Annotated in this window: 8 protein-coding genes and 1 pseudogene; 7 read left to right on the top strand and 2 right to left on the bottom strand. The window is 67.2% G+C overall.

Annotated features, from left to right (window positions below):
* The 3 genes from NFV80_RS14465 to NFV80_RS14475 form a co-directional block, all read left to right on the top strand.
* A partial coding sequence (locus NFV80_RS14465; RefSeq protein ID WP_295331524.1) for a cohesin domain-containing protein occupies positions 1–662 on the top strand: 662 nt, incomplete at its 5' end.
* 3 nt (positions 663–665) lie between these two features.
* Positions 666–1193, top strand: coding sequence for a type II secretion system protein (locus NFV80_RS14470; protein ID WP_295331525.1), 528 nt, complete (start codon positions 666–668; stop codon positions 1191–1193).
* Positions 1187–1615, top strand: coding sequence for a type II secretion system protein (locus NFV80_RS14475; RefSeq protein WP_295331526.1), 429 nt, complete (start codon positions 1187–1189; stop codon positions 1613–1615). The genes NFV80_RS14470 and NFV80_RS14475 overlap by 7 nt, the downstream gene beginning before the upstream one ends.
* A 250-nt stretch (positions 1616–1865) precedes the next feature.
* Here NFV80_RS14475 and NFV80_RS14480 read toward each other — a convergent pair.
* Positions 1866–2302 (bottom strand): annotated as a pseudogene (locus tag NFV80_RS14480) (transposase); the annotation flags it as partial.
* Positions 2303–2419: 117 nt separating this feature from the next.
* A complete protein-coding gene (locus tag NFV80_RS14485; RefSeq protein ID WP_295331527.1) occupies positions 2420–2590 on the bottom strand; it encodes a hypothetical protein in 171 nt (56 codons plus the stop codon).
* A 64-nt stretch (positions 2591–2654) separates the two neighbouring features.
* Here NFV80_RS14485 and NFV80_RS14490 point away from each other — a divergent pair, with 64 nt between their 5' ends.
* The 4 genes from NFV80_RS14490 to NFV80_RS14505 are packed head-to-tail and all read left to right on the top strand — an operon-like array spanning position 2655 to position 9561.
* On the top strand, positions 2655–4508 hold the full coding sequence (locus NFV80_RS14490; RefSeq protein ID WP_296759124.1) for an HlyD family efflux transporter periplasmic adaptor subunit: 1854 nt from the start codon (positions 2655–2657) through the stop codon (positions 4506–4508).
* 15 nt (positions 4509–4523) lie between these two features.
* The gene (locus NFV80_RS14495; protein WP_296759127.1) at positions 4524–6671 is read left to right on the top strand and encodes a PqqD family peptide modification chaperone; all 2148 of its coding nucleotides are present in this window, start codon (positions 4524–4526) and stop codon (positions 6669–6671) included.
* Positions 6664–8676, top strand: a complete 2013-nt coding sequence (locus NFV80_RS14500; RefSeq protein ID WP_296759130.1) for a preprotein translocase subunit SecA — start codon at positions 6664–6666, stop codon at positions 8674–8676. Before NFV80_RS14495 ends, NFV80_RS14500 begins: the two co-directional genes overlap by 8 nt.
* A 3-nt stretch (positions 8677–8679) precedes the next feature.
* On the top strand, positions 8680–9561 hold the full coding sequence (locus NFV80_RS14505) for an efflux RND transporter periplasmic adaptor subunit (protein WP_295331531.1): 882 nt from the start codon (positions 8680–8682) through the stop codon (positions 9559–9561).

The following is a 9561-nucleotide window of genomic DNA, read 5'->3' on the forward strand; positions in this document are numbered from 1 at the left end:
CCGGGACGGCGACGCGGCCGCCGGGGACGCCGGCGGTCCCCCCCGGACTGGGCAACCCGACGGCATTGCCGGTGCAGTCCGGCGCTGGCGCGCCGGCCGCGGGCGCGCCAGCGCCGCCCGCAATGGGGCTCTTTCCGCAGGGATTTCCCGTCGCTCCGGTGGCGGACGGTAGTCTCGCCCAGCCGGCGGCCCCCCCCAACTTTGCTGCCCCACCTGCCGCCTCGCCGCCGCTTGCGTCGGGAGGCGGGGGATCGGCGCAGATGCTCTGGCAGGGTACGACGCAAGCCAAGGTTGGCGATACTTTCGCGGTGCAGCTGGTGATGCAGGCCGAGCAGCCCGTGGTCAGCGTGCCCATTGCGATCGGCTTCGATCCGCGCCTGTTGCAGGTGGTCGACGTCAGCGAGGGGGGATTCCTGCGGCAGGGCGGTGCCCAGACCAACTTCAGCTACCGCGTGGACCCTGGCGGACAGGTAGTGATGACCGCGACGAGTTCCGGCAGTGCCGGCGCCACGGCTCCCGACGCTGTGGTCATGATGAATTTCCGTGCTCTGGCGGCGGGCGCCGCACGCATCGAACTGATCACGGCGGCACCCGTCGGCAGTGGCGGATCGACGGTCAGCGCCATTCTTCCGGCATCGCACGCCGTGGCGATCACGCCCTGAACCATGTCGCGGCGGCGTACGTTCCTTCCCTATCCGCGCCTGGCTGCGACGCGCAGGGCAGGCCGGGGGAACGGTTTTTCCTTGATCGAGTTGCTGATCACCCTGGGAGTGGTCGCCGTTCTTGCCACCGTCGTCGTTCCGGTTGCGCAGACGTCGCTGCAGCGTGGCAAGGAACAGGATCTCCGTCTGGCGCTGCGCGATCTGCGCGCCGCCATCGACCTCTACAAGAAGGCGAGCGACGACGGGCGCATCCAGAAATCGGGGAACGATACGGGCTACCCGAAGAACCTCAAGGTCCTGGTCGACGGCGAGGACGATCTGCGCGACCCGAAACACAGCAAGATTCGTTTCCTCCGGAAAATTCCCCGCGATCCGATGCACCCGGACGCCAGCGTGCCGGCGGCCGATACCTGGGGCAAGCGAGCCTACGCGAGCGAACCCGACAACCCGCAGGAGGGTGACGACGTGTACGACGTCTACTCGAAGTCGAAAGGGATCGGGTTGAACGGCGTTCCCTACCGTAAATGGTGAGAATCGGAGGTCGCCGCGGTGGGCAGACCGGCGGTACTCGCGTCCTGCCGTTCGCTCGCGGGTTCACGCTGATCGAACTGCTCGTCGTACTCTCGATCATCGCCCTGCTGCTCAGCCTGGCCGTGCCGAAGTACATCCACAGCGTAGACGTGGCGAAGGAGGCCGTGCTCAACGAAAACCTGCATCTCGTCCGCGAGACGATCGACAAGTTCTACGGCGACAAGGGGCGCTATCCGGAAAGCCTCGAAGAACTGGTCAACGAAAAATACCTGCGTGCGCTACCCTATGACCCGATCACCGGCAGCGCCAACAGTTGGACGATCATTCCACCCGAATCACCCGACGCGAGGGGAAAGGTCTACGATATCAAGAGCAGCGCCACCGGCTCGACACTGAACGGCAGACCGTTTGCCGACCTTTAGCCGATCAAGGCCTGGGTTCTGCCCCTTTCCCTTCTCATTCCCTCGAACGCTACCTTCGCAGCGACAAGCACGATGCTCACTTCCGGCCATGGTTGCGGGACAGCGATGTGCCAGCGTTGAAATGCCGGGCAAAGTCATCGTTCCGCAGGCGTCAGTCAGTTCTCTTGTCTTACGCCGGGATACCTGGCGAAATGGCAGTGCAACGTTCTTTCTGTAAATATTCCGAGGCGATGCCATCGGGATGTTGAGATCAGGCATGCAAGTTGAGATAGATTTTGCCGGTCATCCATTCCTCATCGCACTCGGCGAGGAGCGCGGAGATGAGGCGCAGGCAGGACGCGGCGTTGGAGAAGATCGAAGCGACGCGGGTATGGCGCTTGATCTCGCGGTTGATGCGTTCGAGGCCGTTGGTGGTGCGCAATCGGGCCCGCAGGCTGTCCGGCAGATCGAAGACGGCGCGAAGCCTTCGGGCAGGTTCTCCTCGGCCCAAGCGGCCAGTTTGGGCGCATCGCGCTTCCAGTCATCGAGAGCCAGGCGCAGGAGCCGCTCGGCCTCGGCCTTGTCGGGCGCGTTGAAGAGGGAACGAATGCGCTGCGCCAACGGTTTGCGCTGGTCGAGGCGGGTGACATAGGCTTGCGCGTTCTGTTGCAGATGAAACTGGCAGCGCTGCCAAGGCACGGCGGGCAGCGTGCGCGAACGCAGCAATTCGAACGGTTTTCGCTCTTTTGCTCACCAGTGATACTGCACTCCACCGGAATTCGCTTCGTGGACGTCCCGCAACGGGATGCCCGACAGCCCTTCGCCTCATTCAAGGGAAGGCGCCGCAGCAGCTTCCACGTCGATCTCCTGATGCCGTTGCCCGGCTTCGTAGGCTGCACCCGGCGAGCGCAGCGGTGGCGAGCCGGGGCCGGTGAAATCGCTGCCGTACGAGCGCGATGCGGCAATCGGAAAAGCGAATTGCCTTGCGGCGGTCATGTTTCGTTACAATTCCCCGTTGTCGTCGTCTTCTTCTGCGTCACCCCGATTGGCAAGGACCCACGTGCAAGCAGGCGCCTACTCTTCTCGCACTCAGGAGGCGAATCCGCCATCGGGAGCCGAAGGCCAGTCGGGATTTGCCGCAGACGACGCGCTGTGGGCCGCCTTCGCCTCGGCACAGACCGCGGCGGATTTCTGCGCGAGCTGGCTGTCGCTGCAGTGCCGGCAGGTTGGTGAGGCGCGCTGCGCGCTGCTGTTGCTCGAGCAGGAGGGCGGTACCTTCGTTCCGGCGGCTGTCTGGCCGTCGCCGAGCAGCGACGTCACCCATCTCGCGCCGGCGGCGCAGCAATGCCTTGGCGAGCGGCGCGGGCTGGTCCTGCGCCAGCAGGGCCTGGTGATCGTCGCCTATCCGGTCGAACTCGAAGGGCAGGTGCAGGGAGCCGTCGTCCTCGACGTCGCCGAGCGCGCAGACGCAGCGCTGCAGGCAGTATTGCGGCAACTGCACTGGGGAATCGGCTGGATCGAGACGCTTTTTCTGCGCCGTCGCCGGCTCGATGACGCCGAGTTGCTGCAGCGCGCGCGCAGCGCGCTCGACGTCCTGGCCGTCGCCGCCGAGCACGAGCGCCTGCCGGCGATGGCGATGGCGGTGGTCAACGATCTCGCCAGCCGGTTCGCCTGCGACCGCGTTTCGCTGGGGATCGAGCGGGGCGGGCGCGCGCGCCTGCTGGCGATGTCGCACTCGGCTTTCTTCGAGAAGAAGAGCCAGTTCGTCGCCGCGCTCGAGAACGCCATGGACGAAGCGTTCGACCAGCGTCGCAGCATCGTTTTCCCGCCAATCGAAGAAGGGAGCGGCGGTCTGGCCATCGCGCATCGCGATTTCGCAGCGACGCGCTGCGTGTGTTCGGTGGTGCTGGCCAGCGGCGGCGTCGGGGTCGGCGTGCTGACCTGCGAGCGGAGCACGCCATTCTCTGCGGACGACCTGCGCGCCTTCGAGGCGGTGGCGGCGCTGCTCGGGCCTCCGCTCGACAACCGGATCGAGCTGCAGCGCTGGTTCGCCGGCCACCTCGTCGATCGGTTGCGCTCTGGCTGGCGCCATCTCGGCGACTCGCGTCGGCCGGCGCTTCGCGTCGGCCTGACGCTGGGCGCCGTGTTTCTGCTTGCCGTCGTGCTGCTCGACGGAGACTACCGGGTCAGCGCCAAAGCGGTCGTCGAGGGCGAAGTGCAACGGGCGGCAGTTGCGCCTTTCGACGGCTTCGTGCGCACCGCGCCGGTGCGCGCCGGATTCGTCGTCAGGCAGGGCGAGTTGCTGGCGACGCTCGACGACCGGGATCTGCTGGTCGAGCGGCAGCGCTGGCTGGCCGAACGCGAACAGCATCAGGGGCGCTACCGCGACGCACTCGCCAAGCACGAGCGCGCCAACGCCAACGTCTCGCTCGCCCAGGTGCAGCAGGCCGAATCGCAACTCGTGCTGGTCGAAGAGAAGCTGCTGCGCGCGAACATCGTCGCGCCGTTCGACGGCGTCGTCGTCAGCGGCGATCTGACGCAGTTGCTTGGTTCGCCGGTCGAACAGGGCAAGCTGCTGTTCGAGATCGCGCCGCTCGACGCCTACCGGGTGATCCTCAAGGTCGAGGATCGCGACATTCGCGACGTGCGGGTCGGGCAGGAGGGCAAGCTGATGCTGACCGGGCTGGCCGGCGAGGCGCTCGCTTTCGCGGTGCACAATATTTCGATGGCAGAGGCCGAAGACGGCAGGAATGTCTTTCGCGTCGAAGCCCGCCTCGAACGCAGCGACCTGAAGTTGCGGCCCGGTATGGAGGGAGTTGGCAAGATCGATGTCGGCCGGCAGAGCTACGCCTGGATCTGGACGCACCGCCTGACCGACTGGCTGCGTCTGCAACTGTGGACCTGGCTGCCGTAGCCGGCGAGCGAGAGCATGGCCGGCCCCTTCCTGAGTGCCTCGTGGTATCGCGTTGCCGACCTGCGGCCGGCGTTGCGTGCACACGCGCGCATCCACCGCCAGCGCTTTCGCGGACAGCCCTGGTATGTGCTGCACGACAGCGCCGCGAGCAAGTTGCATCGATTCAGTCCGGCGGCGTATGCCGTCATGCAACTGCTGGACGGCCGGCGAACGATCGACGCGATCTGGCACGAGGTGGCGGCAGCCATGGGCAGCGACGCACCGACGCAGGACGAGGTGATCCGCCTGCTCGCGCAACTGCACGCGGGCGACCTGCTGCAGAGCGACGTGCCGCCGGACATCGAGGAACTCGCCGAACGAGGGAGCCGGCAGAAGCGGCAGAAACTCCTGCAGAGCTTCATCAATCCGATGTCGATCCGCATTCCGCTGTGGGACCCGGATGCCTTCCTCGATCGGACCTGGCCGCTGGTCCGCCACCTGTGCGGACCGCTCGGGCTGTCGCTGTGGCTGCTGGCGGTGCTGCCGGCGCTGCTGCTCGCCGGGCTGCACTGGCGCGAGCTGAGCAGCAACCTCAGCGACCAGGTGCTGGCCACGCACAATCTCCTGCTGCTCTGGCTGATCTATCCGCTGATCAAGGCCTGCCATGAACTCGGACACGCCTATGCGGTGAAGTCGGGCGATGGTGAAGTGCATGAAATGGGGATCATGCTGCTCGTTCTCGCGCCGATTCCGTACGTCGACGCGAGCGCGGCCGGCGCTTTTCGCAGCAAGTGGCGGCGGGCGATGGTCGGCGCCGCCGGCATCGTCGTCGAACTCTTCCTGGCAGCGCTGGCGATGGAGCTGTGGGTGCTGATCGAGCCCGGTCTGCTGCGCTCGATCGCGTTCAACGTGATGCTCGTCGCCGGCGCGTCGACGCTGCTCTTCAACGGCAACCCGCTGCTGCGCTACGACGGCTACTACGTGCTCGCCGACCTGATCGAGATTCCCAATCTCGGCCTTCGCGCCAACCAGTACTGGCTGTGGCTCGGCAAGCGCTACCTGTTTGGTCTGAAGAGCGTCGACCGGCCGCTGGCGACGGCCGGCGAACGTCGCTGGTTCGTTTTCTACGGCGCCGCTTCCTTCGTGTACCGGACGCTGGTGATGATCCTGATCACGCTGTTCATTGCCGGCGAGTTCTTCTTCGTTGGCGTCGTGCTGGCGATCTGGGCGGCGATCACCATGTTCGTGCTGCCGATCGGCAAGGCGATCACGTACCTGTGGTCGAACCCCGAGCTGCAGCGTTCGCGTACCCGCGCGCGGCTGGTCAGCTTCGGCGGCGTGGCGGTCCTCCTCGGATTCGTGCTCTGGGTGCCCATGCCGCTGCGCACGCACGCCGAAGGCGTGATCTGGGTGCCCGAGAATGCCGAGGTGCGTGCCGCTGCCAGCGGTTTCGTCGAACGCCTGCTGGTCGCCCCGGATACGCTGGTCGAAGCCGGCGAGCCGCTGTTGTCGACTGCCGATCCGGCGCTCACGGCCGACGTCGAGCAGAGTCGCGCGCGGCTGCGCCAGCTCGAAGTGCAGTACGCTTCGCTGATGTTCGACGAGCGGGCGCAGGCCGCGGCGATTCGCGAAGATCTGCTGCGAGAGCAGGTCGCTCTGGCGCGTGCGCAGGAGAAACTCGACTCGCTGCTGCTCGTCGCCGAAGTGCCCGGCGTGCTCAAGCTGGCGCGCGCGCAGGATCTGCCCGAGCGCCACGTCGAGCAGGGCGACCTGCTGGGTTACCTACTGACGGGGCCGCCGCGGCTGGTACGGGTGGTGGTCAGCCAGGACGACATCGCGCTGGTGCGCGAGCGGCGCACCGAGGTCGAAGTCAAGATCGTCGATCGCCTGCAGGAGACCTACCCGGTGCGCGTGCTGCGCGAGGTGCCCGGCGGCCGCGACCAGTTGCCGAGCAAGGCGCTGTCGCTCGAAGGCGGTGGCCGTCACGGCACCGATCCACGCGACCCGAACGGTCTCCGCTCCTTGCAGAGGCTGTTTCAGTTCGACCTCGAACTGCCCGAGGAGGTGGGCCCGGCGCAGGTGGGGACGCGTGTCTTCGTCCGCTTCCATCACCACGCCGAGCCACTCGCCGAGCAGTGGGGGCGTCGTCTGCGACAGCTTTTTCTGGCGCGCTTCGATGTCTAGGGCGCTGCTCGCTGCCTGGCAGGTGCACGAGTTTGCACCCGGCCCTCATCCCGAACGGCGCGATCTCCAGGACGGCCGCGTCGATCGTTTCCTCGGCGCTCTGCTCGGGCGCTGTGCGCAGGCTGCTTCCGGCGTTCGCCGGCAGCGGCTGCGACGCTTTGCCGAGCGCGTCGAAGCGCTGGCCGATGAGCTGGCCAGGCTGGACAGTCCCGGGCTGCGCCGCCGCGCGGTCGATGTGCGTGCCGCACTGGTGCGCGAAGGTCCGGCGAACGCGCCGGTCGCCGAGTGTTTCGCGCTGGTGCGCGAAGTGTGTTCGCGCGAGCTTGGTCTGCGCCACTATCCGGTCCAGCTGATGGGCGGCTATGCGCTGCTGCGCGGTGCGCTGGCCGAGATGCAGACCGGCGAAGGGAAGACGCTGACCGCCGTGCTGCCGGCGGTGACGGTCGCGCTCGCGGGTGCGCCGGTGCATGTGATCACGGTCAATGCCTACCTGGCGGGACGCGATGCCGAATTGCTCGCCCCGGTCTACGGTTTTTTCGGTCTGCGTGTCGGGCTGATCGTTCCCGAACAGGAAAGCGCGCAGCGCGCGGCAGCCTACGCCTGCGAGGTGGCCTACTGCGTCAACAAGGACCTGGTTTTCGACTATCTGCGCGACCGTATCGCGCAGCCGCGCGGCAGTGCCGGCACGCAGGCGCTGCTCGCCGGCTGGCTCGATGGGCCACGCCGGCGGGACCGGCCGACGGCACGCTTGCGCGGGCTGTACTACGCGATCGTCGACGAGGCGGACAGCGTGCTCATCGACGAAGCGCGCACGCCCTTGATCATTGCCAGCGACGTCGAAGATCCGCATGGGCGAGCCTTCTACGAGCAGGCGCTGGCGCTGGCCGCCAGCCTCGATCGTCGGCTGCATTACCGGCTGCGACCGCAGGAGCGCAGCGTCGAGCTCAGTGACGCCGGTCGTGCCGCAGTGGCCGAATTCGCGGCCGGCTTGCCGGGCCTGTGGAGCATTGCGCGGGCGCGCGAGGAACTCGTCGAGCAGGGCCTGTCGGCGCTGCATCTGTATCAGCTCGATCGCCATTATCTCGTCGCCGACGACAAGGTGCAGATCGTCGACGAATACACCGGGCGCGTGATGGCCGATCGTTCGTGGGAGCGCGGTCTGCACCAGATGATCGAGGTCAAGGAGGGGCTCGATCTTTCCCGGCGGCGCGACACGATCTCGCGCATCACCTATCAGCGCTTTTTCCGCCGCTACCTGCGTCTCGCCGGAATGACCGGTACGGCGATCGAGGTGGCGCCGGAAATGCGCGCGGTGTATGCGCTCGACGTCGTGCGCATTCCGCCCAACCGGCCGGTGAGCCGTCGCGATCTCGGCCAGCGCCTGTTCGTCGATAGCGATCGGCGCTGGGCGGCGGTGGTCGAACGAGCTGCCGCCATGCGCGCCTGTGGGCGGGCGGTGCTGATCGGCACGCGTTCGGTCGCGGCGTCCGAAGTGGCCAGCCAGCGGCTGACCGCAGCGGGCCTGCCGCATGCCGTGCTCAACGCCCGTCAGGACGCGCACGAGGCCGAAGTCGTCGCGGCCGCCGGGCAATCCGGGCGGATCACGGTGGCGACCAACATGGCCGGACGCGGCACCGACATCCTGCTGAGTCCGGAGGTGCGGCAGGCCGGCGGTCTGCACGTCGTTCTCACCGAGTTTCACGATGCTGCGCGCATCGATCGGCAGCTCTTCGGTCGCGCGGGTCGGCAGGGCGACCCCGGATCGTGTGAAGCGATCGTCTCGCTCGATGACGAACTGTTTCGGGCGCATGTGCCGCCGCGGCTGCTCGCCTGGCTGCGCACCCGCACCGGGAGCGACGGCGTGTTGCCGGCGCGGCTCGCGCGACCGCTGCGGCACCATGTCCAGGCGGCAGCGGAACGGCAGCATTCGCGCGTACGGCGGCAGACGTTGGAAATGGACAAGCGCGTGCAACAATCGCTGGCGTTTGCCGGGAAGGGGGAGTAGGCGATGAGGGGGCTGCCAATCATTGCGCTGGGCGCGTTGCTGGCGGGCAGGGGGCTGGCCGGCGAGTTCGACTGCATCATCGAGCCGAGCAAGAGCGTCGAGGTGCGGGCCGCCAGCGAGGGGCTGATCGAGAAAATCTGGGTGGACCGCGGCGACATGGTCCGGATCGGGCAGGTGCTGGTGACTCTCGACTCGGGGGTCGAACGTGCCGCCGCCGACGCGGCGCGTTACCGCTCGACGATGCAGGGAAAAATTCGCACCGGAGAGAGCCGCGTCGAATTCTCTTCCGCCAAGTACGACCGCCGGGAAAAGCTGGCCAGCCAGTCGTTCATTTCCTTGCATGATCGCGACGAGGCATTGACCGAAAAGAGGCTCGCCGAGTCCGAATTGATCGAGGCGCGCGACGACCGGCGGCTGGCAGAGATCGAATTTCGCCGGTTGTCGGAACAACTGCGTCTGCGCACGATCAAGAGCCCGCTCGACGGCGTCGTCGTCGATCGCCTGTTGCATGCCGGAGAACTCGCCGACAACCGTGACCTGCGCAAGCCGATTCTTCGACTCGCCGACATCGGCACGCTGTACGTCGAGGTGCTGATGCCGCTGGAGGCGTTCGGCAGGCTAGCGCTCGGGCAGAGCGTCGAGGTGTTGCCGGAAGCGCCGGTCGGTGGCCGCTACACGGCGACGGTGAAAGTGATCGACCGGGTGCATGATGCTGCCAGCGGTACTTTCGGGGTGCGCCTGGAGATGGCCAACCCCGGGCTGAAGCTGCCGGCGGGAATCAAGTGCAGGGCCAGTTTTCCGGCGATCGGCGGGCGGCCGGCAACGCCGCCTGCGGTACGCCCGGAGCGCAAGTCGCCGCCGGCGCCGCCGGGGAAGCCGATGTAG

Origin of the sequence: Accumulibacter sp., assembly GCF_023806565.1 — a bacterium.
Classification (GTDB): Bacteria; Pseudomonadota; Gammaproteobacteria; order Burkholderiales; family Rhodocyclaceae; genus Accumulibacter.

What these genes read in the sequence shown, in the direction of transcription:
- NFV80_RS14470 (WP_295331525.1), top strand. Translation starts at nt 666, where the DNA reads ATGTCGCGGCGGCGTACGTTCCTTCCCTATCCGCGCCTGGCTGCGACG.
- NFV80_RS14475 (WP_295331526.1), top strand. Translation starts at nt 1,187, where the DNA reads ATGGTGAGAATCGGAGGTCGCCGCGGTGGGCAGACCGGCGGTACTCGC.
- NFV80_RS14485 (WP_295331527.1), bottom strand. Translation starts at nt 2,590, where the DNA reads ATGACCGCCGCAAGGCAATTCGCTTTTCCGATTGCCGCATCGCGCTCG.
- NFV80_RS14495 (WP_296759127.1), top strand. Translation starts at nt 4,524, where the DNA reads ATGGCCGGCCCCTTCCTGAGTGCCTCGTGGTATCGCGTTGCCGACCTG.
- NFV80_RS14500 (WP_296759130.1), top strand. Translation starts at nt 6,664, where the DNA reads ATGTCTAGGGCGCTGCTCGCTGCCTGGCAGGTGCACGAGTTTGCACCC.
- NFV80_RS14505 (WP_295331531.1), top strand. Translation starts at nt 8,680, where the DNA reads ATGAGGGGGCTGCCAATCATTGCGCTGGGCGCGTTGCTGGCGGGCAGG.